Below are 26,781 nucleotides of genomic sequence, written 5' to 3'. Positions count from 1 at the left end.
TAGAGCCGGCCGCTGGCCGGCTGCGCAGGATCGCGATGGATTGATCGGGGTGCCGGCCAGTGGCCGGCACTACCGAAGTGGCGGCGGCACCGTTGCGGCGCCGCCGCGATACCTCACTTGCGTGCGAATGCCAGCAGGTCGGCGTTGAACTGGTCGGCGTGGGTGATGGTCAGGCCATGCGGCGCACCGGCGTACACGTTCAGTTCGGCATCCTTGATGATCTGCGAGGACAGCTTGGCCGAGGCATCGAACGGCACGATCTGGTCGTCATCGCCGTGCACGACCAGCGCCGGCACGTCGATCTTCTTCAGGTCCTCGGTGTAGTCCACTTCCGAGAATTCGTGCACGCAGTCGTACTGGCCCTTGACGCCACCGAGCATGCCCTGCAGCCAGAACGCATCGCGCATGCCCTGGGTGACGTTGTTGCCATCCCGGTTGGCGCCGAAGAACGGGGTGGTCAGGTCCTTGAAGAACTGCGAACGGTCGCCGCCGGTACCCTTGCGGATACCGTCGAAGACCTCCAGCGGGGTGCCGGCGGGGTTGCCAGCGGTCTTCAGCATCAGCGGCGGCACGGCGCCGACCAGCACCACCTTGGCCACGCGCGCGCTGCCGTGGCGGCCGATGTAATGGGCCACTTCACCGCCGCCGGTGGAATGGCCGACCAGGATCGCGTCCTTCAGGTCCAGCGCTTCGATCACCGCGGCCAGGTCATCGGCATAGGTGTCCATGTTGTTGCCATCCCAGGTCTGGCTGGAGCGTCCGTGGCTGCGGCGATCGTGGGCGACCACGCGAAAGCCGTTCTGGCCCATGAACAGCATCTGCGGATCCCAGGCATCGGAAGTCAGCGGCCAACCGTGGGCGAACACGATCGGCTGGCCGGTGCCCCAATCCTTGTAGAAGATGCGGGCGCCATCGGCGACGGTGACGAAGTTGCTCATTGCAGGTTCCTTGGCGGAAGGGAGGGAAGGCTTCGGCAGGATGCCGGTGCCTTCGGCAGTACAGCGCAGGCGCAGGCGACCGACTTGCACGGCTGTGCTGGATTGCATCGGATGTGACGCGTATCGCTCTGGCAGGACGGGAGCCGTGTGCCGAGGATGAGCGCAGCCCGCCACAGGAACGCACGGATGCCCGCCATGCGATGGTCGCTGATGCTGTGCCTGCTGCTGCCCATGGCAGCGCCGGCACAGACCCATGTCTACAAGTGCGTGGATGGACCGCACCCGGTCTACCAGCAGACACCCTGCCAGGGGCGCGCCGCATGGCGCTGGGACGTGCCCGCGGAGCAGTCATTGTCCCGCGGCGCTGTGGCGCCAGCGGCCTCGACACCGAAGCCATCGCCCCGGCCACGGCGTGCGGCGCGGGCGCACGGTGCGCTGATCACGATCAGCACGGATGCGGCGGCCTGCGAGCGTGCCCGGCGTCATCGCGAGCAGGCGTTGCTCAAGCGTCGGCGCCTGGATTTCGTGCAGCGCCGGCAGCTGGATGACGCGGTCTACGGCGCCTGCCAGTGACGCGGGGACGCTGAAGTGCCGAAAACGACAACGGCGCCATAGGGCGCCGTCGCGTGGAGTACCGTGAGTGCAGCTCTCAGCGACCGTTGCTGGCGGCCGCCGGTGCGGGCACGCTGTCCGGCTTGGGCAGGCTCAACTCCGGGTTGCCCTGTTCGGCCTGCAGGATCTGGATGCGGCGCTGCAGGGCGTCCAGCTGGCTGTTGGTGCTCTGCACGTCGGTGCTGAGGCTCACGGCCTGCTGCTGGGCCTGCTGCAGGGCGGCGCTGACCTGGGCCGACTGCGCCTGCTGCTGTTCCATTTCCTGCTGCAGGGTACGCAGGCGTTCCTCGTTGTAGGCCACCAGGCGCTCGGTGTAGCGCTTGCCGGCTTCAAGGCGGGTGGTGTCGATGTAGACCTGGGCCAGCTGTTCGGACTGCTGCGCGAAGGTGCGATAGACGCGCTCGGCGTTGTCCACCGCATCGGTCTTGATCACCCGCCAGAAGTTCTTCTCCTGGAACAGGGCGACGTAGTAGGTCAGGGTGTTGGCATTGAACAGCAGGCTGGCGCCGTAGTTGCCGTTGTAGGTGGTGCGCAGCTCGGTCAGCTGGCGCGAGTCCATCAACTGCTTGAGTTCGTCCACGGTATTGCGCACCACCGGCGCGCTGCGCGCCGGTTCGGCTGCCGCCTCACGGTCGCCACGTGCAGCCATCGCTGCCGGTGCCACCAGCATCATGACCACGGCCAGCACTGCCGCGCTGCGCGCGTGCCGGGCAAAGACCGCGCCCCCTGAAGTTTCTCGCATGTCTAGACCATCCACGGATGAGTGTGGGTTGATATGAAGGTGGTTCCCCGCCGGGAGTCTAGCATGGGTGTGGGCGCCGCCAAGGGCGCCCGTCACGGGTCAGTAGACCAGCTGTGCGGCGCTGCACTGGATCGACTGCACGTTGACGTCGGTCCGGCCCAGTTCAAGGCCCAGCACGCTGGCCAGCAGGTTGGTCAGCAGGGTGCCGACACTGTTGAGCACCGGCCGCAGTGCGGCCAGGATCGGCTTCAGCACGGTGCACAGCAGGCCGCTGCAGCTGACGCTGCCATCGGGGTTGGTGACACCCGTTCCCCCCGCACCATCGAGAAAGCCGGCCGGTGCGGTCTGGATGTACGACGCCAGATTGTTGCGCACGCAGCCGTTGTAATCGATCAGGTTGCCGAGCAGGCTGTCGCAGCGGTTGATCAGCAGGCCGCCGACCAGCGAGCCAAGCAGGCCATCGAGCAGGCCCAGGCCCTGGCCGGTGACGGTCGTCCTGTAACCGGTCCACACCGAACCGTCTTCCCAGCAGGTGGTCAGGCCCAGCAGGCAGGGCTTGGGGACGCCATTCTTCACCGTCCAGTTGCCCAGCGGGGCGAGATTGCGTGCCGGATCGCCATCGCGCAGCAGCGGGATGACCTGGTCGACGTTGTAGCGTCCGCCAGTGGGAAAGGCCGCCTGCAGGTAGCGATCGGCCAGCGCCTTGGCGGTGTCGTTGGCGTTCATGCCCTGCTTGGGCGAATTGAGCATGCCCGACAGCACCCGTAGCAGTTCGTTCACCAGGCTCGACACTGCGTCACCGATCGCGAGCGGGTTGAACCGGGTCGAGCCGGTCTCACCGGCGGCCAGGGTCAGGGTCTGCGTGCTGGTCAGGGCAGGCAGGGTAATCCTGTCGTTGATCAATGGTTGGCCCAGCAGCTTCAGCAGCTGTTCGTCCTGCAGCGTGGCGTCGCAGACATTGGCCTTGGAGAAGCGCTGTGCAGGGTCGACATTGCCGACGCAGGCGCGCAGCACCGACGAGTCCACCTGGATCGTGGCCTTGGGTGGATTGCCGCCGCACTGGATGCCGGTCAGCGTGCCCATGCCGTTGGCCACGTCGACGTGCAGCGGCAGGTGCAGGCGCGTGCCAAGCAGGTTCAGCAGCGGCCCCAGCGCGAACAGGTTGTTGCTGTCCACGTCCGCCATCAGCCGCACCTGCGCGTTGTAGGCACGGCTGCCGACACCGCCGATGGCGATCGATGGCGGCTCGACCACGCCTGCCTGGATGCTGATGCCCAGCAGGTCCAGTCCCTTGACCGCCACGCCGTTGCCATCGTTGGCGATGGAGATCGCGGTGCTGATCAGGTTGAGCACGTTGATCTGTGACTCCAGTGCGCTGCCGACTGTGCCGTCGGGCGAGACAACTTCGGCAAACAGGCCACCGCCGCCGGACTGGCTGCCAAGCACGATGTTGAGCTTGTTGATGTCCAGCTGGGTGGCAACCAGATCGGACAGGGCGCGCAGCTGCACCCCCACTGCGGAGTCACGGCCGACCACGGTGGCAGTAGCATCGACCAGCTGTGCCAGCGAAATCTTGTTGACCGACAGCAGGCGGTTGAAATCGGCCACGCTGAGGTTGGCGCTTACCGGTATGTTGAGCGCTTTCAGCAGGCCGGACGGAGTCACGTTGGCCTGCGCCAGGCCGTCATAGGACAGCACCGTGGCATTGGTGACGTCCAGGCCAACCAGGCGCAGGGTGGACAGCAGCACTGAATCGCCATTGGTCCGTAGCAGCTGCGAGCCGACCGCAAACACCGCGGTGGGTTCGGCACGGCGCGCCACGGCCTGCACGCTCACGGTGGGCAGGCCGGAAGTCTGCCCGAAGAAGGGCAGCACGCTGCGCTCGGCGATCACCTGAACGGCATTGCGGGGATTGCTGGCATCGACGCTGGTGACGAAGCGGGTGCCGGTGCCACGGCTGGCGCTCCAGTTGCCGCAGCGGATCTGCAGGGTGCCTGCGAACCCGTTCTGGGCCACCGCATTCTGCCGGGCAGCGCTGTTGTCGCTGTTGTCCGGGCTGCACAGCTCCAGCCGCTGTGCGCCGGCCAGTGCGGCAAGGTCGGCCACCTTCTGCGCATCACGCTTGGCCCAGAACAGATAGCCGATCTCGATCAGGCCCAGCATGGCCAACAGCGCCAGCATGACCAGCATCATCGTGACCGACATGCCGCCGCGTGCGCGGCTGAAACTGAACTGGCGTGGGCGTTTCATGGCCGACCTCAGCGTCCGGAGGAGGAGGCGTCCTTGGACCGGGAGACATCGGTCTCAAAGAAGTCCGGGATCTCGTGTTCAAAGCTCTTCAGGTAACGCGCATAGCTCAGCGTGGCCTGGTCACCCAGGATCGGCAGCCGTTGGCCAGCCTGCTGCCCGGAGGCCTGCAGGCGGAACAGATTGCGGGTCGCCTCGCCGCTGGGCAGGCGCGCGCGCGGTGCGGCGGGCGATGCTGGTGCGACGTCGTTTGCGACGGTTGCCGGTTGCGCGCCAGTCACCTCGGCGGATGCGGCCGGTGCGGCCAACTCCACGGTGGGGAGCGGTTCGGCCTGCATGGGCACCGTGGCCGCTGGCGACGGCGAGGGGCCACCGAGCATCTGTCCGGTCAATGGCTGTTGCTGCGCCTGCACGGCACCGGCAACAAGCAGGCAGCACAGCACGGGCAACAGGCGTCGGATCTGGCGCATCGTGGTCATGGTGTGCTTCCGGTCGGGTGGTCGGTGGCGCTGAAGCGTTCCAGCATCGAGGGTGGCAGGCGCTGCGGATCGCGTTGGTCGCGCGGGTCGCGGTGGGGTTCGCCCGCCAGCCGTGCGCCGCCCGATGCACGAGCGCCACTCTCGACGCTGGCCGTATGTGCAGGTGTGGCTGCGTTGGCGGCAGCAGCGGCCTGTCGTTGCTGCAGGCGCGTCCGGATCTGCTGGGCCTGCTGCTGGATGCTTCGGCGCGTTTCCTCGTTGAGGCTGGCCTGTGCCGATAGCCGCTCCGCCGTGGCCTGGTCGCCGCGCAGTACCGCCCAGAGTGCAAGGTTGGCCGTTGCCTTGGCGTTGCCCGGTGAAAGCTCCAGGGCCTTGGCCAGCGGCTCGCGGGCCTGATCGAACCGGCCGGCACGCAGCCGTGCATAGCCCAGGTCGCCCAGGTAGTCGGTGTTCAAGGGCTGCAGCTGCGTAGCGCGCGCCAGGGCCTGTTCGCTGCCGGCATCGTCGTCGCGACGTGCGGCGATCAGGCCCAGGCCATGTGCCGCAGCGGCGGCCTGCGGCCCGCTGGACAGCTCGCGATACAGCGCGACCGCCGCGTCGGTCTGGCCGGTCTCACGCAGTGCGTCGGCCTGCAGCAGGCGCAGGGCAGGACGATCACCATAGCGCTGGCGGAAGGCCTCCACATGGGCCAGCGAGGCATACCAGGCGCCCTGCTGCTGCATGCGTTCGATCAGCTCCAGATAGGCGTTGCGCCTGTCCTGCGGATCGGGTTCCGGCGGCGCAAGGCTGGGCGCCCGCACATACTTCGGCGTGGTCGAGGCGCAGCCACTGGCCAGGGCGGCGAGGGTGACGGCAAGCAGCAGGCAGGAGGTGTGCAGGGGAGGCATCAGGGGGATCCCATCTTGGACAGGGTGGTGGCCAGCGCGACCAGCGCCGGGCCGGCAAGCACCAGCATCAGTGCCGGCAACAGGGTCAGCATCATCACCACGGTCATCTTCACCGAGAGCTTGCCGACCTTTTCCTTCAACGCGTTGCGGCGCTGTTCGCGCAGGCGGAGGCTGAACTGGCGCAACGGCTCCTGCACTGCGCCGCCGTGCGCATGCACCTGCAGGATCAACTGCATCAGGCTGGCCAGGTCATCATCGGAGTAGACCTCGCTCAGCCGCCGCAATGACTGCGCGCGCGTGCGGCCATGGGTATAGGCCACATTGGCTTCCTGCAGTTCGCCGCCGAGTACCGGCAATGCATCGCGCAGCTTGTCGCCCAGCGTCTGCAGGCTCTGGTCCATGCTGAAGCCCACGCCCTGCAGCAGGCGCAGCAGGTCGATCAGCAGGGGCAGCTCGTTCTCGACCGCACGGCGGCGGCGCTTGACCCACGACGACAGCACGAACTTCGGCAGCAGCAGCCCGGCCGCCAGCGCACCGATCACCACCATCACCTTGGCAAGCCCGTGCGCGCTGCTGAACGCCAGCGCCAGCGCCAGCACCAACAGGGCAAGCACCAGGCGCAGGCCGAGATAGATCGCGGTGCCGCGGCGCGTGTTCCAGCCAGCCAGGTCCAACAGCAGCTTGTCTTCGTTGGCAAGCAGTGCGGCCTCCAGGCGGCCGCCACTGAGCGAGCGCCCGAAGCGCTCGATCCAGCCCAGTGAGTCGCGGCGCGTGGCCTCGGTGTCGCGGCCTTCTTCACGCGGCTGAAGGGCGGTTTTCAGTGTGGCTGAGGTGCGGTGCTCGCGATGGCTGCGCACCCAGCCGGCGATACCGAGCAGGGCGACGCCGGCTGCCAGCACCAGCAGCGAAAGGGCGAACCAGGCGCTGGCGCTCATCGGGCACCTCCGGGGCGGCTGCGGGCGGTCATAGCGATTTGGCCAGGCGGTACAGCAGGAACGCCCCGAGCAGTTCCAGGCCCAGTGCGATCAGCAGGATCCTGTGACCGAGCGGGTCGTGCAGCACCGGCTGGAAGAACGCCGGGCTGGAGATCGCCATCAGCACCGCACTGGCGGGTGGCAGCAGCCCCAGCACCCAGGCCGACATCCGTGTTTCCGAGGTGGTGGCCGCCAGTTCCTGCTGGGCCTGTTCCAGGTCGCGCATGAAATCGCCCATGCGTTGCAGGATCTGGTCGGCGCGGCCACCGATGCGCACGCTCACGCCGATCACCACTGCCAGCACCTTCAGTACGTCCATCCGGTACGGCTGCGCGGCCAGGCTCAATGCACGATCCAGGTCCATGCCGCTGCGCGCATAGCGCACCGTGGTGTCGAGCAGGCCGCGCAGTGGCGCGCTGGTCTGCATCGAAGACACCTGGAACGCGGCCTGCAGGCTGTTGCCCAGCGCGGTGAGGCGGACCAGGTTGTCGAGAAAGTCCGGCATCTGGTGCAGCAGCTGCGCGCGCAGCTTCGTGATCCGGCGCATCACCCACAGCCAGCAGCCCAGCAGGTACAGCAGCAGGGTCAGCGGAAACATCCAGGCCGTGCCCAGCCGCATCGCCGCCACGACCGCAAGCACCAGTCCCGGCACCAGCAGCATCAGTGGCAGCTTCCAGCCCGGCTGAAGGCCGGCGCGCTGCAGGACACCGTCCCACGGCAGTACGCGGGTCCCAGTGCTGGCCGGGCGGGTCGAATCGTTGGCCGCCGCAACGGCAGGCCCGGCCGGTACCGCGCCGGCCGCGCTGCCGCGCGCCAGTTGTTGCTCGGCATGCTGCAGCGAGGCCTGGCGCTGCTCACGGCTAGCGGCGGTGCCCCATAGCCAGACGGCCAGCGCCAGCAGCACCGAGATGATGCTCAACACGCCCAGCAGCAGGCCGGTGCCCATGCTCAGAAGTCCCCGTAGAGCGATTCACGCAGTTGCTGGCGGAACGGCTCCAGCTTGTGCGAGTGCGGATGGAAGCCCAGGCCGATCCAGCGGTCGGTCTCGCGGCCGGCGGCGTCGATCTGCACCTCGTGGCGGAACATTTCCTGGGTGGTGATCAGGTTGTCACTGACCCCGGTGATCTCGGTGATCGAGACCAGCACCCGGCGCCCGCTGCCCAGCCGCGAGATCTGCACGATGAAGTCGATGGCGCTGGCAATCTGCCGGCGCAGGCTGTCCTCGCTGCCCTGGAAGCCGGCAAAGCCGGCCAGCATCTCGATGCGGTACAAGCAGTCGCGCGGCGTGTTGGCGTGGATGGTGGCCATCGATCCGTCATGGCCGGTGTTCATCGCCTGCAGCATTTCCAGCACTTCCGCGCCACGCACTTCGCCGACCACGATGCGGTCCGGGCGCATGCGCAGACTGTTGCGCACCAGGTCGCGGATGCTGACCGCGCCCTGGCCCTCGGCGCCACCGATGCGGCTTTCCAGGCGCACCACGTGCGGATGGTTCAGCGAAAGCTCGGCGGTGTCCTCCACGGTGATGACGCGCTCGCTGGGTGGCACGTAGCTGGCCAGTGCGTTCAGCAGCGAGGTCTTGCCGGAGCTGGTGCCGCCGGAGACCAGGATGTTGCATCGGCCCAGCACCATTGCCTTCAGCAGGGCCTGCATCGGTGCGTCGAAGGTGCCCTTGGCGAGCAGTTCGTCGGGGGTGAACGGGTCCTTGCGGAACTTGCGGATGGACACCATCGGCCCGTCCACCGCCAGTGGCGAGATGATCGCGTTGAGGCGGCCGCCGTTGGGCAGGCGCGCATCGACCATCGGATTGGAATCATCCAGCCGGCGGCCAAGCGGCGCGAGGATGCGGCGCAGGATGCGCAGCAGGTGGGTGTCATCGGTGAAGCGCTGGGTGGCACGCCGGAGCTGGCCACCCTGCGAAACGTGCACGTCCTTGAAACCGTTGATCAGGATGTCTTCGATGGAGGGGTCGTGGAGCAGGTCGTCCAGCGGGCCGAAACCGGTCAGCTCCTTGACCAGGCCCTCGGCAACCACCTGCATCTCTTCTTCGTTGATCGGGATGCGCCATTCCTGGATGAAGCCCACGGTCTGTACCTGCACCCAGCGGGCGATGGTATCCGGGGCCCAGGAATCGATGTCGATGCGCTCGTCCTCGATGCTGTTGAGCAGGTGCTCATGCGCGGCCGACAGCACCTTCTGGTACTGCTCGGTCTGTGCGAACGGCAGGTGGCCCGGGCTTTCGTGCAGCAGCGGGCGGGCAACGGCATGCGGGAACGGGGTTACCTTGTCTTCCATTGCGATCCACCCAGGGCAAGGGAGAGTCTTTCCCGCAGGCCATGCGGCTGGACCGGGCAGGCAGCCGGGTCCAGCCGTGACACAAGCGGGGCGAGGGCACGCAGGTAGGGATCGCGCGGCGCATCCTGCAGCAGCAGGCGGCCCTGGCTGGCGGCAAGGCGCACACGCGGTCGTTCAGGCAATGTCGCCAGCAACGGCAGTTCGAAGCGGCGTGCGATCTGTTCCGGGCTCATGCCGCTGCTGTCGTCGTGGCGGTTGATCACCAGTTGCAGGCGTTTCTCGCGCTCGCGCTGGCCTGCAAGATGCTTCAGTGCCTGGTCCAGCGAGACCAGCGTGGCGATCGACGCATCGGTGACCAGCCAGATCTCGTCTGCCTGGTCCAGCAACAGCGGCGGCAGCTGCCGCAGCGGGCAGCCGCCGGCATCACACAGCACGCTGGCGAACACCCCGCGCAGGCGCTGCAGCAGCGCGCCAGGGTCGGACGGGGGCACGGCATCACTGCCGCCGGCACGGTCCAGCAGCACCAGCCCGGAGTCATGGCGCGCCATCGCGGTGCGTGCAAGGGTGGCGTCGATGCGGCTGGCGTTGCGCAGCGCATCCTCGTAGTGGAAGCGGCTGTCGAGATTGAGGTACAGCGCAAGGTCACCGGCGGGCTGCGCCAGTTCCATCAGCAGGCCGTCCTGCTGCACTGCATCGCCCTGGGCGAGGGCCCGCGTCTGTTGCGCCAGCACCGAAAGATGTGCGGCCAGGGTACTGGTGCCGACGCCTGCGCGCACGCCCAGCAGCACGATCAGGCGCGCCTTGTGCGCGTGCTGCGCCACCGCGGCCGGGCGCGGTGACAGCGCACGCCGCAGGGCCGCCTCGATGCCGGCGTTGTCACTGTCCAGGTCCAGCACATCGCGCAGGCCGGCGCGCAGCGCGATCACCACGCCTTCGACCTGGCCGGCGCTGGTGGCGCCGACCGCGACCAGCGCCAGGTCCGGTTGGGTCTGCTGCAGCTGCTGTGCCAGCACGCTCGAGGCAGCCGCGTGCTCGGGCCGGAAGTCAAGCAGCACCAGGCTCTGCGGCCCGCGTTGCAGGTCCTGCGCAGACGTCGGCGCACTGCTGTCCTGCCAGTGCAGGGTGGTGGTCGGCGGCAGCTTGGCGGCCAGCCGGGGCAGCAGTTCGCGGTCGATGCCGTACAGGACCAGGTTCATCGGCGGTCCTTGCGGATGCAGCGGCTGGGCGGTGGCGTAGGGCATGGGCGTGGTTCCGCAGGCGTCATGGAAGTCAGCGCGAGAAGCCGGGCACCGGGTCCTGGCTGACCGGCCCCAGCAACCACGACCCCCATTCGGGAAGATGCGGCTTGGCTTCGCGCTCGCCAGGCAGCGGCAGTTCGGTGTTGCGTGCCAGCGGCTGCACCAGACGCGGGGTGACGATGATCACCAGCTCCTTGTCCTGGCGCTTGTAGTCGAAGTTGCGGAAGAACGAACCAATGATCGGCAGGTCGCCCAACAGTGGAATCTTGTTGACGTTGGAGACGATGTTGGAGCTGACCAGGCCACCGATGACGAAGCTCTCGCCATCACCCAGCTCGACCGTGGTATCGGCGCGACGAGTGGTGATCGAGGGAATCTGCACGTTGTTGAGCACGATCGCGTTGCTGTAGTCCAGGTCGCTCGCCTCCGGCGCGACCTTCAGCGCGATCCGGTTCGGCGCCAGTACCGTTGGGGTCACGGTCAAGCCGATGCCGAAGGGCTTGTAGGTGATGGTGGTGGTGCCAAGCCCCTGCGGCTCCAGGATCGGCAGCTCGCCACCGGCCAGGAAGCTGGCGCTCTGGCCGGACAGTGCCACCAGCGTCGGCTCGGCCAGCACGCGCGCCATGCCATTGCTCTGCAGCAGTTCGACATCGGCGTTCCACCGTCCCTTGGTCGAGCCGAACACCAGCCGGAACGCCGAGGAAATCGGCGACACGGCCTCGTTGCTGCTGTTGCCTTCCTTCATGCCGGGCAGCAGGCCGGTATTGCCGGGCAGGCCAGTGCCGGGCCGCGCGAAGCCATAGGCGAAGCCGCCGTTGCGGTTCTGGAAGTTGATGCCGATCTGCTTCATCGCGGTCTTGTTGAACTCGACCACCTTGACCTCGACCTGGACCACGCCCCCACTGTTGATGGTGGACGCATCGGCAAGCATGCCGTCCTTGCCCAGCGCCATCGCCGCAGTGCGCTGTTCCTGCATGTGCGTGAGCATGCTGTCGGTGCTTCCCTGCAGGAGGCCCTGCTGGTCCTGCTGGGTGAACACCAGCCCGGTACCGCCGGTGCTGGCAGCGCCCTGTACGGCGCTCTGCACCCGTACCGTCAACCGCTGTGGCTCGGCCTGTCTGCGGTGCCACAGCAGCAGGGTGGTGGTGCCAGGCGTCTTGCCGACCAGCAGCGCCTGGCGCTGCCCGCGCAGCATCACGATGTCGGCCACACCCGGGTCGGCAATGGCCACCCGCTCCAGGTCGGCCGGCAGGTTCCAGGGACGCTGCTCGCGCGCCTGCAGCACCAGGTCATCGGCGGCCACGCTCGTTGCCGGCGCCAGCAGCACCAGCAGCAGGGCCAGCCAGCGCTGGCGGAGGGAGAGGCGTGGACGGCGGCGACGTTCGGTCATGGATGCACTCGATGCAGGTCAAAGGGAGGCACGGGATGCGGAACTGTCGCCGCGGATGATCTCGATCCCCGACGCGCGCGGTGCACTGCGACGTGACGCCGGCGCGCGCGCCGGTGCATCCGGGGTGCTGCGTGGCGGTGCACTGCCACGTCCGGCCAGCGCGTCGCTGTCGATACCGGCAAAGGCGTGGTTCTCCGGCCGCTGCAGGGCGAGCTGCTGTTCGGCGTCGAGCCCACGCAGCGGGTCGATCACTCCGCGCGATTGCGGGAACAACGCCAGGTCGGGCAGGCCAGTATCGGCGGGATTGCGCAGGGCCAGGAAAAGTCTGCCTTGCTGCGCACCCAGCAGCAGCCGGTTGGCGTCGGCCACCGGTACCGCAAGCACCGCGCTGCGTGCGGGTTGCGGCGCTTCATTGCTGCTGCTGTGCGTGCTGCCACTTCCGGTGATGTCGGCAGCGCGCGGGTCGTTGCGGGTGTCGGCCTCGCTGTCGGAAATAGTCTCTGTGGCCAGCGGCACGATGTCCTGCTGGCCGTAGCTCAGGACGCGCAGGCGCGACAGCAGCAGGCGCGTCTGCGCCGCTTCGCCAGGGCTGTTGATGCTGGGCTGGGCGTTGCGCAGGTTGAGGAAGACGTCGACGAAATCACCGGGAAGGATGCGGTTGCCGGCACCGACCAGTTCGTCCACGGGTACGGCCAGGGCACGCTCGCCCGGCCGCAGCTGCAGCGAGAAGCCCTGAGCCAATGCGCTGCCGTTGATCACACTGCCTTCGGCAATGTCCTGCACCGGCACCTTGCCGGTCACGGCGGCAATGCTGGTAGCGGCGCCGGGGACGGGTGCGGTGCGCTGGGCCAGGCGCAGGCCGTTGGCGCTGATCGGCTCGCCCGCAGGCAGGCGTGCCACGGCTTCGACCACGGTGATCGCCTGGGTTTCGTTGTGAGCGACCGGCGCGACCGTTGCAGGTGCGGCGGGTTTGCGCCCGATCATGAAGGCGATCAGCGCCAGCAGCACGGCCAGGCCGATCAGGGCGACGGCAGCGATGCGGGTCAACTTGAGCATGGAACCATCTCCAAAGTACCGATCATCAATTGCCGCTGCCGAGATCGAGCTGCGCGACCGCGACGCTGCGGATGGGGGCCTGCATCACCCACTTGTAGAGCGTGGCGGTGCCGGGCAGGAAGGGATGGCTGGCGTAGTCGTAGCTGACCGTCACGGTCATGCACTGGGCCGTGGCCAGACCGGCGCAGGGTGCCTGTGCCGACACCACGATGGCGTTGCTGCCCCCCGCGCTGCAGTCCACGTTCTGCCTGGAAAACTGCAGCAACCATTGCATCGAGGTGCGTGCGGCGACGCAGGCGGCGGTGCGTCGTTCGCTGGCGGTGCCGTAGCGCAGCGAGGCACGCGCGCCTTCGGCCGATGCGGTGGCCAGGGTCTGTTGCGCCGCCATGATCATCACCCCGGAGAAGGTGAACAGCAGCAGCGGCAACAGGCCGAGCATCAGCATCAGGGCGAACTCGATGCTGGCGACACCGCGTTGCAGGCGTGGGCTGCGGATGTTCATGGTGCACCTCCGTAGATGCTGGCCAGCACCCAGCCGATGGCGGCCAGTGCCAAGTAGGCTGCATAGGGAATGCCACGTCGTCCCTGGCGGGCGGCCTGCATGTCACGCAGCACCGGATGCGCTTGCCACTGCGTGCTGGTGCGATTGACCTGCATCTGCAGGTGACCGGGCAGCAGCACGCCCAGGCGGCGACCGGCCAGCACCAGTACGGCATGCAACCCAGCCGCGAGGCTTGCCACCAGCCAGACCGGCAGCAGCGCCTGCCAGCCCAGCATCAGGCCCAGCACGGCAAAGAACTTCACGTCCCCGGCGCCCATCAAGCGCAGGGCATGGAACGGCAGCAGCGCCAACAGGCCGATCGCCGCGCCGGCAAGGTGGGGCAGCCACGGCTGGCGCGGCGCACTGAACTGGCCGACCACGATCACCGCAGTGGCGATCACGCATGCGGCGACCAGCCAGTTGTTGGGCACTCGACGGGCATACAGATCACTGATCGCGATCCGCAGGCACACGCCGATGGCCAACAATCCCAGCACTGTCATCGCACACTCCATCGTCCGTCACTGGACGGTCTTCGCCTGGTTCCATGCGCCCCGCCGTCGCGGCTCTGCCGGCCGCGCGCGGTCGCCGCTCAGGTCGTCGAGCCCGAAGCCTTGGTGGCCAGTGCGGAGAGGTTCTTGAACAGCGTTTCGAAGAACCCCTTGATCTGGTCGTTGCCGACCGCAATCAGGACGCCAGCTATCACGGCAGCCAGCAGCCCGTACTCGAGCGCGGTGACGCCGTCTTCTTCCTTCAGGAATTTGCGGATCGATGCGTTCATGACCAATGTCTCCCTCTACCTGTCTGCGGATGCAGTACACCTGCGTTGGGCGGTGGCCCGGCTCCGCCGGGATCGTCCGTGGGCCTCCGCGCGTCCTGGCGGAGGAGGCACGGCGGGATAGGCCCGCTGTGCTCAAGCAGGGTGATCGTTTCCAGGCGGGACATCGGCCGCACGGTCGCGACCGGACGGCCCGGGGCCGGTGGTCGAGGCATCCAATGATGCGTGCGTGGTCATGCTGTCCCCCTGGGTGCGGCCAGATCAGATGGCTCGATCACCGTAATGTCGACTTTGCCTGAATGGCGGTTGGCTGCAACCGGAACCTATATGCAAATTCGGCAGAAACCCCGGAAGCCTGAAAATTTCAGATGGTTTTTGTGATGAAAATCCGTTCGCAGGCAAAACGATTCATTGTCGTGCAGATAATGTGATTCGCCTTGTGGTTCCATGCGAAAACCGTGCCACCTGCTCAGACATTTTCTTCACTTGTGTATCCCGTTTCATCATTCAGCGCCGCGGGTTTACCTTTGCCGATTATTGGGCATACTCGTAATCAAGCTCTTGCATTGATTTGTACGATCGCATCGACGCCGGCGCTGCCGGCGTGGCAACGGAAATGGATTCTGGATCGTTGCGCGCCCTGTCAGGCAGTGGGGGCCGCAGCGGATGGCGGATCAACGGGGGGACAACACTGTCATGGTCGATGGTGGGGTAGAGGACAGCGACGACAGCGGCCTTCGGTCGATAGACCTGGCCACGCTGAGCGGCGTGCTTCGCGTCTGCGATGTCGAACTGCTGCTGCTGGATGGCAACGGGCCACGGGCGGCGTTCGCTTCGCGCGTGCACGAGGAAGCCCTGTTCTGCAGCATCAGCTGCGGCTTCCATTGCCGTGGCCGTTTCATGCTGCCGCCGGACTGGGCGATGCTGGGGTACCTGCACGCCACCGATGAAACGATGAGCTGGTGCCACGGCGTGCCGCTCTCGCCGGGCATGGCGCTGACGATCATGCCGGAGGGCATCAGTGAGTTCACCCTGAGCCCGGGCACGCACATGACCCTGATGCTGGTGCCGGTGGCCCGCGTCCAGCGCAAGCTGACCGAACTGAGCCTGCGCAGCACGCCACCTGCTGGCCAGGCACTTTCGCTGTTCAACCTGGCCAGCGACGCCACGCCGCTGGCACGCCATTACCAGCAGCTGCACCTGCAGCTGGGGCAGGGTGCAGGCCTGCAGCCGGATGAGACCGAGAACCTGCTGCATGAGCATGTGCAGGCCCTGCTGGGCGCCGGTGCGGCGGATCGCCCGGGCTGCACCCGTGCGCGGCGCACGCATTATCTGATCGCGCAGCGTGCAGAGAACTTCATGCGGCTCAACCTGCGTCGCAATATCTACATGAACGAGATCTGCGATGCCGCCGGCGTCAGCGAGCGCGGCCTGCGCTATGCGTTCGAGGACCTGTTTGGAACCTCGCCGAACCGCTACCTCTCCATGCTGCGCCTGTGCGCGGCCTGCCGCAGCCTGTCGATGGCGGACTCCAGCCGTCGCTCGGTGAAGGCGATCGCCCTGAGCTGCGGGCTGTGGGACCTGTCGCGCTTCGCCGACAATTACCGCAAGGTATTCGGCGAACTGCCGCGCGACACCCTGATGCGCGCACCCGCGCAGATCGGCCAACCGGCCTGATCCAGGCCCGGCAAGGGTTTTTGCGGAGTTTATGCCGGAATTGCGTATCCGCTTGCCGATCGTGTTGCCGCTTATGCATAGCCGGCTGCCGATTCCGGCCGTGGATTTGCCGGAATGCGCGATTGCCGTGCCGGATTGAAGTGCACCGCCCTCGTTGCAACCGCTGGAATGTCAGTCACCTGCCTAGCGGCAAGTCCACTGACATTCCAGTTGTTCGCCTACGGGGGAAATGCTCATGAACCGCATCTACCGGCGTGTATGGAACCGCCAGCTCAATGCTCTGGTTGTGGCCTCGGAACTGGCCACCGGCGACAGCGGCGGCAGCGCCGCACGCGATCCGCGCGCCTTCCTGCTGATGCCCACGGCCCTGGCCCTGGCACTGCTGTGTGCGCTGGCCAGCGGCCATGCAGGGGCCTCGGAAACCAATCAATCGCTGCGTGACCTGCAAGCACTCGCGGCAAAGTATGCGCAGCCGATGCCGGTCAAGGTTGACGCGGAAGTGGCCCTGGCTGCCGCCGCGCGACAGGCGCAGAACAGCCCCGCACTCAGCGCGGATGCTCGTCTGGGCCTGCAGTTGAACACCACGTCGCTGCCGGTGGTACGTGACGTGTTGCCGGCCACCGTGCAGGTGAAGCTGGCAGCGAACACCGTGCCGAAACAGGTGGCCGTGCCGGCACTGGCGGCTGATGTCCGCGCCAATGTTGGCGTGGGCAACGCTGCGGCCAGGGCGGCACAGGTGGATGCATCGCTGGCTGCGCACGTTGCGCCCGGCGCGCAGGCGCCGCTGGGCGTTGCTGCCAATGCGCGCGCCAGGGCCAAGGTCGGCATCGCTGGCCGCCAGGTCGCTGCGATCGATACGGGTGCCCAAGCGGCCGCCGGCCTCAGCGGTGCAGCCGCCGGATCACTGCCTGGGCTGAAAGCCACCGTCGACGGCAAGGCCGACACGCATCTGGCGGTCGCTGGCCATCACATCGAGGGGCATGGCCAGGCCCGGGCGACGGCGGCAGTCACGCTGCCGGCCAAGGAAGAACTGCCGGGTGAAACCCATGATCGTGCCATCAGTGCCGCGTTCGATGCCGGCGTCGCCGGCAAGGTGCGCGTGCAGGCGCCAGACGGCCAGGAGGTAGTGGCCGATCGCAATCTGAAGCTGGCCGGACAGGCGACGGTGGCCGCACAGCACAGCGCGCTGGGCGTCGGCAACCTGGTCGGTGGTGCGGTGGGTGCTGTCGGCGGGACGCTTCACGGTGCCGCGGGCGCAGTTGGTAGCGCGGTGGGTGGCGCGCTGAACGGTACTGTCGGTACCGTTGGCGGCGCACTGAACGGCACCGTCGGCCAGGTCGGCGGCGCACTTGGCGGCACGCTCAACAATACGGTAGGCGCGGTCGGTGGCGCAGTTGGCGGTGCACTGAACGGCACTGTCGGTACCGTTGGAAGTGCAGTGGGCGGCGCACTGAACGGCACCGTCGGCCAGGTCGGCAGCGCAGTGGGCGGCACGCTCAACAACACCGTCGGTGCAGTCGGTGGCGCGCTGAACGGTACTGTCGGTACTGTCGGCAGTGCGGTGGGTGGTGCTCTGAACGGCACTGTCGGCCAGGTCGGCAGCGCAGTGGGTGGCACGCTCAACAACACGGTGGGCGCAGTCGGTGGCGCAGTTGGCGGTGCTCTGAACGGCACTGTCGGTACCGTTGGAAGTGCAGTGGGCGGCGCACTGAACGGCACCGTCGGCCAGATCGGCAGCGCAGTGGGCGGCACGCTCAACAACACGGTAGGCGCGGTCGGTGGCGCAGTTGGCGGTGCTCTGAACGGCACTGTCGGTACCGTTGGAAGCGCAGTGGGCGGCGCACTGAACGGCACCGTCGGCCAGGTCGGCAGCGCAGTGGGCGGCACGCTCACCAACACGGTCGGCACGGTCGGCGGCGCAGTGGGCGGCATTCTCAACGGCACCACCGGCAGCACCGCCGGCGACCTGGGCGGTGTGCTGGGCAGCACGCTGGGCAGTGTCGGAAGCGCGGTGGGCAACCTGCTCAACGGCAATCTCAATGGCACCGTCGGCAACCTGGGCAGCGCCGTGGGGGGCCTGGTGGGAGGCACGCTGGGCAGCCTCGGCCTGACCCAACCCTCGGCGATTCCGCCAACCAGTCCGAAGGCGCCCGCGCCGGCCGACCCGAATGCTGGTCTGATCATCGGCACCGGTGGCCTGGTCGGCAATGTCGGCCAGCTGATCGGGCCGACCACCACCAGCCTGTTCGGCGGCAATGGCTACCTGAGCAACGGCAATCTCAAGCTCAGCAACGCCAACGTCATGCAGACCTATTCGACGGTCAATGTGCTGGGCCTGCCGGTGGTCAACCTGTCGCCGGTCGGCAGCACGCTCAACGGCCTGGGCGGCGCAGCCACGGGCGGCAGCTCGCACCTGACCCTGATCGGTGGCGTGACCTCCGACAGTTACATCTACAACATCAACAACGGCAATCCCGGTGGCCTGCTGGGCCTCCTTCTGCCAACCGACTCGCCGGCGTGGGCGGCCAAGTGCCTGGACATCGCGCTGGCCGATATTTCCTGCTGGGCGGTCAACGCGGCACAGGACTACCAGGTGTTGATGGGCGATGGCGCCTTCGCCAACGGGTCCAAGGAAGTGGTGATCGGTGCCAACGCACGCCATGAACTGCCGAAGGTCGATGCCAATGTCGCCTTCCCCGGCGATGGCGTGAACGATCCCAGCAATCCGACCGGCGTGCCGACGGCCGACTATGCCGCCCGCATGGGCCACTCGGTCGTCGTCGGTGACAGTGCCGTGGGCACCGCCAACGGACAGACCCTGCTGGGTGCCGAAGCCACTTCAAACCAGGCCAACTCGGTCGCGCTGGGTTACCGCTCCGCTGCACTGCGCGGCGCGCAGGCCAGCTACAGCGCCTACGGCCTCACCGCACCCCAGGTCTCGGCCGGCGAAGTGTCGGTGGGCACGGCCGGTGGTGGCGAGCGCCAGATCACCAACCTTGCCGCGGGCAGCGCCAATACCGATGCTGTCAACGTGGCCCAGCTGAAGGGCGCCATCAGTCTGATCGACGATGTGGCCTCCGCAGCGGTCACCTATGACCTGGACGGCTCGGGCAACCCGAACTATCGCCGGGTCACGCTCGGCGCAGGCACCGGCACCACCACCATCGGCAATCTTGCCGCTGGCGCGGTCACCGCCGGCAGCCTGGAGGCGGTCAACGGTGGCCAGCTGGCGGCGACCAACAGTGCCATCGCCAGCTTCTTCGGTGGTCGTGCGGCTTTCGATCCGGCCAGCGGCATCTTTACTGCACCGTTGTTCGAGATCAGCACGATCTCCACTGGCGGTGCCATCGCCAAGGGCCTGTATGAGAATGCCACCGATGCCTTCGCCGCGGTCGATGGCTCGCTGGTCAACCTCAACACGCAGATCACCGACATCCGCAACGGTGGCACCAAGTACCTGCGGGTGAACTCGACCGGCACTGAGGCGGTGGCCAGCGGCGCCGACTCGATCGCGGTGGGTACCAATGCCCGCGCCACTGCCGCCAACAGCATCGCGGTCGGCGCCGGCAGCCTGGCCGACCGTGCCAACAGTGTCTCCATCGGTGCGGCCGGTGCCGAGCGCCAGGTCACCAACATGGCCGCCGGCACGGCGGCGACCGATGCGGTCAACGTGGGCCAGCTGCAGGCCTCGGAGCAGGGCGCCCTGCGCTATGACCTCAACGGCGACGGCAGCGTCAACTACGCCAGCGCCACGTTGGGCCAGACCGGCACGGCAACCACGCTGCGCAACCTTGGCCCGGGCCAGGTCAGTGCCACCAGCAGTGAGGCCATCAATGGTGCCCAGCTGTTTGCCGCCAACCAGGCGGTGGCCACCCATCTGGGCGGTGGTGCCGCGGTCGATGCCAACGGCGTACTGACCGCACCGACCTACTCGATCAACAACGTCGCCGCCAACGGCACGATCACCAAGGGCAACTACAACGACGTCGGTACCGCCTTCGATGCCGTCAGCAACTCGCTGGCCAACGTCGCGGACCAGACCGGCGAGATCGACAAGCTGGCCGTGAAGTACGACGTCGATGGCAGTGGCAACGTGCTCAACAGCGTGACGCTGACGGGTACCGGCACCGGCGCGGTGAAGATCACCAACGTCGCCGCCGGCAGCATCCTGGCCGGCAGCAGTGATGCCATCACCGGCGACCAGCTGTTCAGCACGAACAGCACCATCGCCACCTACTTCGGTGGCACCACCGCCTACAACGGCACCACCAACGTGTGGACCGCGCCGACGTTCAGCATCTCCAGCATCGCCACCGATGGCACCTTCACCAGCGGCGATTACAACAACGTCACCGCCGCCTTCACCGCTGTCGACGGCTCGCTGAAGGTCCTCAACCAGCGCATCACCAATGGCGGTGGTGGCAGTGCGTACCTGGCGGTCAACTCAACGGCGGCCGCAGCCACTGCAGCCGGTGCGGAAGCCGTGGCGGTCGGTCCGCAGGCCAGTGCCGCCGGTGCCAACAGCGTGGCGGTCGGCAACGGTGCCAGCAGCAGTGCCGGTAACAGCGTGGCGCTGGGCGCCGGTTCGGTCGCCAGCGTCGGTGCACAGAGCGGCTACACCGGCGCCTACGGGCAGACCGGTGCCAGCAACTCGGCCGGTGAGGTCTCGGTCGGCAGCACCGGCAGCGAACGCAAGATCACCCATGTTGCCGACGGCTCGGACACCTACGACGCGACCAATGTCGGCCAACTCAAGAACGGCGTGAACTACGCCATCGACGAGTCGAAGAAGTACACCGACCAGAAGATCCAGAACATCACCAACGTGGCGGGCAGCTTCCGCGCCAACAACACCAACAACCTGGCCGATCCGTCCGCCAGCGGCGCCAACTCGGCCGCCGGTGGTGCAGGCTCCACTGCCGCCGGTGCCAACTCGACCGCGCTGGGCAATGGTTCGCAGGCGCAGGCCGACAACTCGGTGGCGCTGGGTGCGGGTTCGGTGGCGAACCGGGCCAACACGGTCTCTGTCGGTGCCGCCGGTGCCGAACGCCAGGTGGTCAACGTGGCAGACGGCTCGCAGGCCACCGATGCGGTCAACGTGCGCCAGCTGCAGGCTTCGCAGCAGGGCACGATCCGCTACGACACCACGGTGAACGGCGCGACCAACTACAACAGTGTCACCCTGGGCAGCACCAGCAGCGGCCCGACCACGGTGCGCAACGTCGCCGCCGGTACTGCTGGCACCGATGCCGTCAACGTCGACCAGCTGAAGTCGGGCATGGCGCAGACCCTGGACTGGTCCAAGGCCTACACCGACGAGCGCATGGGCGGCTTCGAGCGCGACCTGCGCAAGACTGACAATCGTGCTTCGGCCGGTATCGCGTCGGCGATGGCCACCGCAGCGCTGCCGCAGCCGAGCGAGGCGGGCCGCAGCATGGCCTCGATCGCGGCTGGCAGCTACAACGGCGAATCGGGCGTGGCGGTCGGTATCTCCGGTGTCTCCGAAGGCGGCCGCTGGATCTACAAGTTCAGCGGTTCGACCAACAGCCGTGGCGAGGCCGGTGTGGCCGTCGGTGCCGGCATCCAGTGGTAATCCCCGCCGCCGGGCCGCACCCGCGGCCCGGCATCGCGGAAACGTCTACAGGGGGAACGACATGAAACAGCATCGCATCGCCCGCGCCGGCCAATGTGCCGCCACGCTGGGCCTGATCCTGGGGATGGGCCTGCTGGCCGCCTGCCGCAGCCATGCGCCGGCCGCCGACGGTCCTGCCGACGCCACCGCCGTGCACTTCCCGGAGGCCTCCAAGGCCTCGCTGAAGGAAGGCATCTATCCCGACGTCGCCGACCTGCGCCGCTTCGCGCCGGGCATGAGCAAGCGGCAGCTGTACACGCTGCTGGGCACGCCGCACTTCAATGAAGGCATGTGGGGCGTGCGCGAGTGGAACTACCTGTTCAACTTCCGCACCGCGCAGGGCGCGGAGTACTTCACCTGCCAGTTCCAGGTGCGCTTCGACAGCAAGGGCATCGCGCAGGGCGGGTATTGGAAGCCGGAATCGTGCGCGGCCGTGCTCGAACCGCCGCGGCCACCGGCGCCGCTGGCACCGGCACCGCTGCCGGAACAGCCGCTGCGGCTGTCGGCCGACGCGCTGTTCGGCTTCGACAGCGCGGTGCTCAGCGCCGAAGGCCAGCAGGCGGTGCAGGGCATCCTGGCGCAGGTACGCGAGGCCGCGCAGGTGCAGTCGATCAGGGTAACCGGCTACACCGACCGCATCGGCAGCGCCAGCTACAACCAGGCACTGTCGCAGCGCCGCGCCGATGCCGTGCGCAACGCGCTGGTGCAGGGGGGCGTGCCTGCAGCCAGCATCAGTGCCGAAGGACGCGGCGCGGCCGAGCCGATCGTGCAGTGTGAACAGCGCAACCGGCGCGAGCTGATTGCCTGCCTGGCGCCGAACCGGCGCGTGCAGATCGCCGGGATGGCCCAGCCACATTGACCTCCTGCGCCGGGGCGGTGTCCCGGCATCCCGAGTCCCCCCTGACCGCCGGCAGGCGTGGCAACGTCTCCCCCGTCGTCCACGCCTGCCTGCGGCTCAGGTTCTCAAATGGTGCACGCGATGAATGCCCAATTCCTGCCCCTCTCCATGAAGACGGAAGCTACGCTCAGCGTGTACGGCCAGCTCGGCAACCATGCCGTGGTGCGCATCCCCGGTCGGCGACTGCCAGGCCTGATCCTGCAGGCCGACACCGTGGCGGGGTTCCTGGCCCAGCTGCAGGAAGCCCAGGCCTGCCTGCGCAGTGGCCGCGCGCAGCGCACCGACGCCGAGCTGGACATGCTGATCGACGTGCTGCAGCAGTGGTACGCCCTGATCGAATCGCGCCTGGCCGACGCCGGCGAGGCCCTCTAGCAAAAAAAGGGGACGGAGGGGATTAAGTCGTTTCCGGCACAGCCGGGGCATATGCGACTTAATCCCCTCCGTCCCCTTTTTTCAAGCGCGGGCGCGGATCAGCCAACAGGCGGCATCCACACGAACGCGGTCACCTTCGATGAACGGCGCGAATGCGGCCAATGCTTTTTCGCGAAGCACTGCGGCGCGGGCTTCCGGCATCGATCGCAGGGCCAGTCCCAACGGTCCCAGGTGGCCGACATAGGTCGGCAGGTCTTCGCGGGCGAGCGAACAGGGCAGGTCCACCGCAACCACTTCCACGTCATTCCAGCCGGCGGCCTGCAACAGGCGCTGCACGCGCTCGCCATCGGCAAAAGCGAACTGTCCCGGTGCGCCGGGTACGCGGGGCGGGAGATCCAGTACATCGCCGATCGCGCGCTCGGCCGTGGTCATGAATGGATTTTCGTCGGCACTGCGCCAGGCGATGAAGCGCAGCCCAGCGCCGGGTGTCGTGGCACGATGCAGGTTGGCGAACGCGGCCTGGCTGTCCTCGAAGAACATGACGCCCAGCCGCGACTGGATCCAGTCGAAGTGCGCGGGCGGCAGCGGATGGCGCTGCGCGTCTGCCACGATCAAGTCCGCGTCCAGTCCCGCAGCCTCGGCGCGCTGGCGGGCCAGCGCCAGCATCGGCGCGGAGATGTCCAGGCCGGTGCAATGTGCCGCAGGGCGCGCTGCGGCCGCGGCCAGCAGGCTGGCGCCGGTGCCGCAGCCGATGTCGAGCAGTTCGGTAACGGTCTCAGGAAGTTCGGTGACCAGCAGGTCAGCCATCGGCTGGAACAGGCCGTCAAGAACAGCCTGTTGCGCAACCCACGCCTGGCCGCCAGGGCCGTTCCACAGGGCGTACTGATCAATGGGAGATGTGCTGGCCATGGCCTTGCCTCGACGGGTAGTTGCCCATAGCTTGGTGCTTGAAGGTCACTTGAGGTCAAGCCCGTGCGTGAACTGGATATCGGCGAGGTGGTCAAGCGCAGTGGCGTGCCGGCCTCGACCTTGCGCTACTACGAACAGCTGGGGTTGTTGCATGCGCTGGGGCGCCGCGGCCTGCGCCGGCAGTACGACAAGCGGGTGCTGGAACGGCTGGCCTTGATCGGCCTTGGCCAGGCGGCCGGCCTTTCGCTGCAGCAGATTGGTGCATCACTGCCGTCGCAGCATGGACGCATCTCACTGGACCGCGAGGCACTGCTGGCGCAGGCCGACGTGCTGCAGCGGCAGATCACCCGGTTGCAGCGGGTGCGCCGTCAGCTGCAACGCGCGGCGGCATGCCCGCTGGCGGAGGATGCCCGGTCGTGCAGTTCGTTCCGGAAACTGTTGCGCGCGCAGCAGCGGACGAGGGGATGAGAGAAGAGCCTCCACGCCCCGCGTGGATCATCAATCGCGGGTGCTGACTTCCCAGGTGGCATGCAGCACGCCCGGCACCTGCTCCATCCGTGCCAGCACCACGTCCAGTTCATCGGCACTCACGGCCGTACTGACCAGCACTGCGATCACATCGGTAGGCGCGTCGGCATGCTCGACCACCTGCACATCGCCCACCGGATACTGCGCCGCTTCCAGCGCATCGACCAGGCGCTCGCGCACCCGCGGCACGGCGTCGGCATCCACGCTCAGGCGCACCTCGTAGGTGGCTTCGGTCGCTGCCTCGTTGATCGGAATGCGGTTGATGGCATTCACCAACGGCCGCAGCAGGGTGTTGCCGGCGATGATCAGCACGGTCAGCAGCACGCCCTCGGCCAGCATGTCCGCGCCGGTGCAGCTGCCGACCGCTGCAGAGCACCACAGGGTGGCGGCGGTGTTCAGGCCACGCACGTTCATGCCTTCCTTCATGATCACGCCGGCGCCGAGGAAGCCGACACCGGAGACCACGTAGGAGATCACCCGCACCGCCTCGGCACTGCCGGCGATGCGCATGCCGAGGTCGACGAAGGCGGCGGCACCGACTGCCACCAGCACGTTGGTGCGCAGGCCGGCGGTGCGTTGCCGGTACTGGCGCTCGGCAGCGATCAACGTACCCAGCACGAAGGCGGCCAGCAGGCTGACCACGGTGTCGGCGAAAGGACCGGCCTGGAAGGTCTCAATGAAGCGCATGGCCGGAGTCTACCCGGTCGAAGTGACAGTAGATCCACGCCATGCGTGGATACCCGGAAGTGCCAGAAACGACTTAATCCCCTCCGTCCCCTTTTTCGGGGTCAGTCGGTGTCGTCGACGCGCTCGCCCATCAGTTCGCGCTGGCGCTTGTCCAGTTCCTCGGCATAGCGCTTGCGTACGAAGGCTTCGGACACCACGCCCAGCACCTGGCCGTCGGCGCCGACCACGGCCAGTTCATCGGCCTGGGTCTGGTCGAAGCGCTGCATCACGCTGACCACGTCCGCGGACGGCGACAGCGAGATGTCACGGTTCTCGGCAAGCTCACCGATCGCGGTCTCCGGCTTCACGCCATCGCCGTACACGCGTGGGATCTGCACGATGCCCGCGTAGTGGCCTTCGCTGTCGATCAGGATCACGCGGCTGCCCGAGCCCAACGGGAAGCGCTGGCGGAAGGCGGCGGCGTCGAGGTCAGCGGGAGCCGTGGAAACCCCTTTGCGCATCATCCGGCCGGCATTGAGGTTGTGCACCCAGCCGACGTCGCGCGCGCTCCTGATGGTTTCGCCACGCAGGTGCATGCGCCAGGTCGAGAACGAATAGCCGAACCACTGCCGCACCAGCGTGCTGGACACCAGCACTGCACTCATCACCACGCTGGTCAGCAGGAAATCGTGGGTGCCCTCCAGCACCAGCATGGCCATGGTCATTGGCGCACCGACCACGGCAGCGGCCAATGCGGCCATGCCGGCCAGCGCCGCAGAGGTGGCGTCGACCACGGGCACGCCAGTGGCCATGCCGAGCAGGCCCGCGAACAGCGCGCCGACCAGGGTGCCCATGAACAGCGAGGCAAAGAACAGGCCGCCGCGGAAGCCGAAGCCCAGCGAGATGCCCGAGGCCAGGCATTTCAGGGTCAGCAGGCCGCCGATCCAGATCAGCGGCAGATGCGTGGTCAGGTCAAGATGCAGCGCGCCGTGGCCTGACGACAGCACCTGTGGGCTTGCCATGGCCAGCGGGATCAGCAGCAGGCCGCCCACCACCGGCCGACCCCAGGCAGGCAGCGGGCTGCGCTTGACCGTGCCCTCGATCGAGGCGATGAGCCGCATGATGACAATGCCGACCATCGCGCAGCAGCAGCCGAGCAGGCCGTAGATGGCGTAGTCGGCGGCGCGCACGTCGATGGTCGAGGCGGCGGGCAGCAGGTAGGCCTCGATGCCGGCCTGGTCGGCCACAAACGCGCCGGCCAGCGCGGCGACCGCCACCGGGGCCAGTGCGGCCGGCGTGTAGGCGCCGATGACGATCTCGAAGGCATAGAACGCACCGGCCAGCGGCGCACCGAAGGCGGCGGCAATGGCACCGGCGGCACCGGCGCCGACCAGGATGCGCACGTCGTTGCGGCGCAGGCGCATCACCCGGCCCAGCTGCGAGCCAGTGCCGGCCCCCATCTGCGTATACGAAGCTTCCAGCCCGACCGAGGCGCCGCAACCATTGGACAGCAGGGTCTGGGTCAGCACGATCAGGTTGTCGCGCATCGACATGCGGCCGCCGTGCAGGGCATTGGCTTCCACCGCATCGAGCAGGGGCCGCTTGAGTCGCGTTGCCGCCAAACTGACCAGGCCCACCAGCAGGCCACCCAGCGGCAGCACCAGCAGCGCGGTCCAGGTCATCGAGGGCAGGGAGCTCAGGCGCATCCCTTCATCCAGCCCGTACAGCGTGCCCTGCAGCCAGCGTGCGATGCCGGACTGCAGCAGGGTCAGGTAGCCGGCAAGCAGGCCGACCAGCAGGGCAAGTGCGATGAACCACAGGTCGCTGCCGCGCAGCCGCAGGCGCAGGCCCTGGAAGGCCGAATGCAGGCGCGATGGCGAAACAGGCAGTGACATGGTGGCGGCATGATACGCCGCCACCGT

At 67.6% G+C, this 26,781-nt stretch carries 23 protein-coding genes; 6 read left to right on the top strand and 17 right to left on the bottom strand.

Translation table 11 applies throughout. The features are described 5' to 3' along the window. Positions 1 to 113: 113 nt before the first annotated feature. Complete coding sequence (locus ACUDTM_RS04505; protein ID WP_151355020.1) at positions 114 to 938, bottom strand: alpha/beta fold hydrolase; 825 nt, start codon at positions 936 to 938, stop codon at positions 114 to 116. A 186-nt stretch (positions 939 to 1,124) separates the two neighbouring features. Here ACUDTM_RS04505 and ACUDTM_RS04500 point away from each other — a divergent pair, with 186 nt between their 5' ends. After that, positions 1,125 to 1,511, top strand: coding sequence for a hypothetical protein (locus ACUDTM_RS04500; protein ID WP_088497886.1), 387 nt, complete (start codon positions 1,125 to 1,127; stop codon positions 1,509 to 1,511). Positions 1,512 to 1,587: 76 nt separating this feature from the next. Here the strand turns inward: ACUDTM_RS04500 and ACUDTM_RS04495 are convergent, their stop codons facing one another. From ACUDTM_RS04495 to ACUDTM_RS04435, 13 genes are all read right to left on the bottom strand, one after another. After that, positions 1,588 to 2,292, bottom strand: coding sequence for a DUF2968 domain-containing protein (locus ACUDTM_RS04495; RefSeq protein WP_151355019.1), 705 nt, complete (start codon positions 2,290 to 2,292; stop codon positions 1,588 to 1,590). A 99-nt stretch (positions 2,293 to 2,391) separates the two neighbouring features. Next, entirely contained in the window at positions 2,392 to 4,542 is a 2,151-nt protein-coding gene (locus tag ACUDTM_RS04490) for a TadG family pilus assembly protein (protein ID WP_445391193.1), read from the bottom strand. A gap of 8 nt (positions 4,543 to 4,550) precedes the next feature. Next, complete coding sequence (locus ACUDTM_RS04485; RefSeq protein ID WP_072167497.1) at positions 4,551 to 5,018, bottom strand: DUF3613 domain-containing protein; 468 nt, start codon at positions 5,016 to 5,018, stop codon at positions 4,551 to 4,553. Then, positions 5,015 to 5,905, bottom strand: coding sequence for a Flp pilus assembly protein TadD (locus ACUDTM_RS04480; protein ID WP_445391192.1), 891 nt, complete (start codon positions 5,903 to 5,905; stop codon positions 5,015 to 5,017). The genes ACUDTM_RS04485 and ACUDTM_RS04480 overlap by 4 nt, the downstream gene beginning before the upstream one ends. Then, positions 5,905 to 6,840 (bottom strand): type II secretion system F family protein, encoded by a 936-nt coding sequence (locus tag ACUDTM_RS04475; RefSeq protein WP_445391191.1) that lies wholly within the window; start codon positions 6,838 to 6,840, stop codon positions 5,905 to 5,907. Before ACUDTM_RS04475 ends, ACUDTM_RS04480 begins: the two co-directional genes overlap by 1 nt. A 28-nt stretch (positions 6,841 to 6,868) precedes the next feature. Further along, the gene (locus ACUDTM_RS04470) at positions 6,869 to 7,825 is read right to left on the bottom strand and encodes a type II secretion system F family protein (protein WP_069138314.1); all 957 of its coding nucleotides are present in this window, start codon (positions 7,823 to 7,825) and stop codon (positions 6,869 to 6,871) included. A gap of 2 nt (positions 7,826 to 7,827) precedes the next feature. Next, a complete protein-coding gene (locus ACUDTM_RS04465; RefSeq protein WP_061479830.1) occupies positions 7,828 to 9,174 on the bottom strand; it encodes a CpaF family protein in 1,347 nt (448 codons plus the stop codon). Next, entirely contained in the window at positions 9,159 to 10,415 is a 1,257-nt protein-coding gene (locus ACUDTM_RS04460; RefSeq protein ID WP_005416986.1) for an AAA family ATPase, read from the bottom strand. Before ACUDTM_RS04460 ends, ACUDTM_RS04465 begins: the two co-directional genes overlap by 16 nt. Before the next feature lie 28 nt (positions 10,416 to 10,443). Continuing rightward, the gene (locus ACUDTM_RS04455; protein ID WP_188240894.1) at positions 10,444 to 11,802 is read right to left on the bottom strand and encodes a type II and III secretion system protein family protein; all 1,359 of its coding nucleotides are present in this window, start codon (positions 11,800 to 11,802) and stop codon (positions 10,444 to 10,446) included. A gap of 18 nt (positions 11,803 to 11,820) precedes the next feature. Then, on the bottom strand, positions 11,821 to 12,858 hold the full coding sequence (gene cpaB, locus ACUDTM_RS04450) for a Flp pilus assembly protein CpaB (RefSeq protein WP_445391190.1): 1,038 nt from the start codon (positions 12,856 to 12,858) through the stop codon (positions 11,821 to 11,823). A 25-nt stretch (positions 12,859 to 12,883) separates the two neighbouring features. After that, the gene (locus ACUDTM_RS04445) at positions 12,884 to 13,360 is read right to left on the bottom strand and encodes a TadE/TadG family type IV pilus assembly protein (RefSeq protein WP_072167502.1); all 477 of its coding nucleotides are present in this window, start codon (positions 13,358 to 13,360) and stop codon (positions 12,884 to 12,886) included. Continuing rightward, the gene (locus ACUDTM_RS04440; protein WP_072167503.1) at positions 13,357 to 13,902 is read right to left on the bottom strand and encodes an A24 family peptidase; all 546 of its coding nucleotides are present in this window, start codon (positions 13,900 to 13,902) and stop codon (positions 13,357 to 13,359) included. The genes ACUDTM_RS04445 and ACUDTM_RS04440 overlap by 4 nt, the downstream gene beginning before the upstream one ends. Before the next feature lie 89 nt (positions 13,903 to 13,991). Beyond that, complete coding sequence (locus ACUDTM_RS04435; protein ID WP_005416979.1) at positions 13,992 to 14,180, bottom strand: Flp family type IVb pilin; 189 nt, start codon at positions 14,178 to 14,180, stop codon at positions 13,992 to 13,994. 693 nt (positions 14,181 to 14,873) lie between these two features. Between ACUDTM_RS04435 and ACUDTM_RS04430 the strand changes: the two genes are divergently transcribed. From ACUDTM_RS04430 to ACUDTM_RS04415, 4 genes are all read left to right on the top strand, one after another. Further along, positions 14,874 to 15,854, top strand: a complete 981-nt coding sequence (locus tag ACUDTM_RS04430) for an AraC family transcriptional regulator (RefSeq protein WP_072167504.1) — start codon at positions 14,874 to 14,876, stop codon at positions 15,852 to 15,854. Between the two features lie 235 nt (positions 15,855 to 16,089). After that, positions 16,090 to 21,447, top strand: coding sequence for an ESPR-type extended signal peptide-containing protein (locus ACUDTM_RS04425; protein WP_445391189.1), 5,358 nt, complete (start codon positions 16,090 to 16,092; stop codon positions 21,445 to 21,447). A gap of 61 nt (positions 21,448 to 21,508) precedes the next feature. Beyond that, a complete protein-coding gene (locus ACUDTM_RS04420; protein ID WP_111200613.1) occupies positions 21,509 to 22,345 on the top strand; it encodes an OmpA family protein in 837 nt (278 codons plus the stop codon). 147 nt (positions 22,346 to 22,492) lie between these two features. Beyond that, on the top strand, positions 22,493 to 22,756 hold the full coding sequence (locus ACUDTM_RS04415) for a DUF6959 family protein (RefSeq protein WP_223224455.1): 264 nt from the start codon (positions 22,493 to 22,495) through the stop codon (positions 22,754 to 22,756). An 81-nt stretch (positions 22,757 to 22,837) separates the two neighbouring features. Here the strand turns inward: ACUDTM_RS04415 and ACUDTM_RS04410 are convergent, their stop codons facing one another. Continuing rightward, entirely contained in the window at positions 22,838 to 23,665 is an 828-nt protein-coding gene (locus ACUDTM_RS04410) for a class I SAM-dependent methyltransferase (protein WP_445391188.1), read from the bottom strand. A 63-nt stretch (positions 23,666 to 23,728) separates the two neighbouring features. On the opposite strand from ACUDTM_RS04410, the gene ACUDTM_RS04405 reads away from it, so the two are divergent. After that, positions 23,729 to 24,133 carry a MerR family transcriptional regulator gene (locus ACUDTM_RS04405; RefSeq protein ID WP_088497877.1) on the top strand — a complete coding sequence of 135 codons (405 nt, stop codon included), beginning with the start codon at positions 23,729 to 23,731 and terminating at the stop codon, positions 24,131 to 24,133. A 30-nt stretch (positions 24,134 to 24,163) separates the two neighbouring features. On the opposite strand, the gene ACUDTM_RS04400 is transcribed toward ACUDTM_RS04405, so the two are convergent. Beyond that, the gene (locus tag ACUDTM_RS04400) at positions 24,164 to 24,880 is read right to left on the bottom strand and encodes an MgtC/SapB family protein (RefSeq protein ID WP_445391187.1); all 717 of its coding nucleotides are present in this window, start codon (positions 24,878 to 24,880) and stop codon (positions 24,164 to 24,166) included. A 101-nt stretch (positions 24,881 to 24,981) separates the two neighbouring features. Further along, positions 24,982 to 26,754: a chloride channel protein gene (locus ACUDTM_RS04395; protein WP_194433856.1), complete on the bottom strand. Its 1,773-nt coding sequence runs from the start codon at positions 26,752 to 26,754 to the stop codon at positions 24,982 to 24,984. Positions 26,755 to 26,781: the final 27 nt, after the last annotated feature.

Source organism: Stenotrophomonas maltophilia group sp. vghtpe118 (genome assembly GCF_052605195.1).
Note: the sequence above shows the minus strand (reverse complement) of the source record. Positions and strands in the feature narration are given on the sequence as shown.

Excerpts from the sequence above, each read along its gene's own strand:
- ACUDTM_RS04415 (WP_223224455.1), top strand. The coding sequence starts at position 22,493 with ATGAAGACGGAAGCTACGCTCAGCGTGTACGGCCAGCTCGGCAACCAT.
- ACUDTM_RS04455 (WP_188240894.1), bottom strand. The coding sequence starts at position 11,802 with ATGACCGAACGTCGCCGCCGTCCACGCCTCTCCCTCCGCCAGCGCTGG.
- ACUDTM_RS04465 (WP_061479830.1), bottom strand. The coding sequence starts at position 9,174 with ATGGAAGACAAGGTAACCCCGTTCCCGCATGCCGTTGCCCGCCCGCTG.
- ACUDTM_RS04475 (WP_445391191.1), bottom strand. The coding sequence starts at position 6,840 with ATGAGCGCCAGCGCCTGGTTCGCCCTTTCGCTGCTGGTGCTGGCAGCC.
- ACUDTM_RS04470 (WP_069138314.1), bottom strand. The coding sequence starts at position 7,825 with ATGGGCACCGGCCTGCTGCTGGGCGTGTTGAGCATCATCTCGGTGCTG.
- ACUDTM_RS04430 (WP_072167504.1), top strand. The coding sequence starts at position 14,874 with ATGGTCGATGGTGGGGTAGAGGACAGCGACGACAGCGGCCTTCGGTCG.
- ACUDTM_RS04425 (WP_445391189.1), top strand. The coding sequence starts at position 16,090 with ATGAACCGCATCTACCGGCGTGTATGGAACCGCCAGCTCAATGCTCTG.
- ACUDTM_RS04420 (WP_111200613.1), top strand. The coding sequence starts at position 21,509 with ATGAAACAGCATCGCATCGCCCGCGCCGGCCAATGTGCCGCCACGCTG.
- ACUDTM_RS04410 (WP_445391188.1), bottom strand. The coding sequence starts at position 23,665 with ATGGCCAGCACATCTCCCATTGATCAGTACGCCCTGTGGAACGGCCCT.
- ACUDTM_RS04505 (WP_151355020.1), bottom strand. The coding sequence starts at position 938 with ATGAGCAACTTCGTCACCGTCGCCGATGGCGCCCGCATCTTCTACAAG.
- ACUDTM_RS04485 (WP_072167497.1), bottom strand. The coding sequence starts at position 5,018 with ATGACCACGATGCGCCAGATCCGACGCCTGTTGCCCGTGCTGTGCTGC.
- ACUDTM_RS04490 (WP_445391193.1), bottom strand. The coding sequence starts at position 4,542 with ATGAAACGCCCACGCCAGTTCAGTTTCAGCCGCGCACGCGGCGGCATG.
- ACUDTM_RS04460 (WP_005416986.1), bottom strand. The coding sequence starts at position 10,415 with ATGCCCTACGCCACCGCCCAGCCGCTGCATCCGCAAGGACCGCCGATG.
- ACUDTM_RS04400 (WP_445391187.1), bottom strand. The coding sequence starts at position 24,880 with ATGCGCTTCATTGAGACCTTCCAGGCCGGTCCTTTCGCCGACACCGTG.
- ACUDTM_RS04395 (WP_194433856.1), bottom strand. The coding sequence starts at position 26,754 with ATGTCACTGCCTGTTTCGCCATCGCGCCTGCATTCGGCCTTCCAGGGC.
- ACUDTM_RS04495 (WP_151355019.1), bottom strand. The coding sequence starts at position 2,292 with ATGCGAGAAACTTCAGGGGGCGCGGTCTTTGCCCGGCACGCGCGCAGC.
- ACUDTM_RS04435 (WP_005416979.1), bottom strand. The coding sequence starts at position 14,180 with ATGAACGCATCGATCCGCAAATTCCTGAAGGAAGAAGACGGCGTCACC.
- ACUDTM_RS04445 (WP_072167502.1), bottom strand. The coding sequence starts at position 13,360 with ATGAACATCCGCAGCCCACGCCTGCAACGCGGTGTCGCCAGCATCGAG.
- ACUDTM_RS04500 (WP_088497886.1), top strand. The coding sequence starts at position 1,125 with ATGCCCGCCATGCGATGGTCGCTGATGCTGTGCCTGCTGCTGCCCATG.
- ACUDTM_RS04480 (WP_445391192.1), bottom strand. The coding sequence starts at position 5,905 with ATGCCTCCCCTGCACACCTCCTGCCTGCTGCTTGCCGTCACCCTCGCC.
- ACUDTM_RS04440 (WP_072167503.1), bottom strand. The coding sequence starts at position 13,902 with ATGACAGTGCTGGGATTGTTGGCCATCGGCGTGTGCCTGCGGATCGCG.
- cpaB (WP_445391190.1), bottom strand. The coding sequence starts at position 12,858 with ATGCTCAAGTTGACCCGCATCGCTGCCGTCGCCCTGATCGGCCTGGCC.